Genomic DNA, 867 nt, shown 5'->3' with positions numbered 1-867 from the left:
GGGGCAGCGACCGACCCACGGCGCCAGTTCCGCCGCGATCTCGCCGTCGTGCGTGCGACCCCCGACGTATCCGATCTCGCGCGCGACGCGCTTCCACTCCGGCCCGTGCCCGGCGGCCGAGCCGGCCAGCGCGTGCGCCACCTCGTGCAGCAGGATCTGGTGGATCTCGTCGTCCTCGAAGCGCGCGGCGAGGTGCCGCGACACCGTGATGCGGCGGTCCGTGTAGTTGCAGAGGCCCGCGCGTCGCCGCGCATGATCGAAGTCGAAACTCCACGATCCTGCGCCGAACCGCGGGTCGAGGTGCATGCGGATCAGGGCCTCGGCCCACACCCGCACCCGCGCCGGATCAGCCACGGCCGAAGATCTCGGGAGGCGGCTCCGGACTCGCCGCTGCCGAATCGTCCCCGACGGGCCGGGCGGTCCCGATCCACTCGGCGAGCTCGCGGTCGACGAGCATGCGGGCGGGGTGCGGTCCACCGGCGAGGAGGCGCGGAAGCCAGTTCAGCTCCGGCTCGCCGCCCGAGGCGACGAGCACGACATTCCCGAAGCGGCGGCCCTTGAGCACCTGCGGCTCCGCGATCACGGCGACCTCGGAGAAGAGCGCGCCGAGGGTGGCCGCCTGGCCGCGGGCGAAGCGCTGCCCGGAGCCGTCGGTGGCGTTCACGACGACGACGCCTGTCGGGGAGAGGAGGGGGTGGATCAGTTCGTAGAACTCGACGCTCGACACGTGGGCCGGCGTACGAGCGCCCGCGAAGATGTCCACCACCACCAGATCCATGGCGCCGCGCATGCCGGCCGGCATGCGCCCGAGCACCTCGCGGGCGTCGCCGTGCCGCACGCGGATGCTCGCCCGCTTCGGCAGCGGGG

At 73.6% G+C, this 867-nt stretch carries 2 protein-coding genes; both read right to left on the bottom strand.

The window, feature by feature from the left end; all coding sequences use genetic code 11:
* Positions 1-354 (bottom strand): SprT-like domain-containing protein (locus ACFPZL_RS13785; RefSeq protein ID WP_382335961.1); only part of this gene is annotated, 354 nt, incomplete at its 3' end.
* The coding region (locus ACFPZL_RS13780) for a spermidine synthase (protein ID WP_382335959.1) at positions 347-867 on the bottom strand (521 nt) is incomplete at its 5' end. The genes ACFPZL_RS13780 and ACFPZL_RS13785, both read right to left, overlap by 8 nt.

It is taken from the genome of Leucobacter soli, from assembly GCF_042659205.1.
GTDB classification, from domain to species: domain Bacteria; phylum Actinomycetota; class Actinomycetes; order Actinomycetales; family Microbacteriaceae; genus Leucobacter; species Leucobacter soli.
The sequence above is the reverse complement of the archived record's forward strand: the minus strand, read 5'-3'. Positions and strand labels throughout refer to the sequence as shown.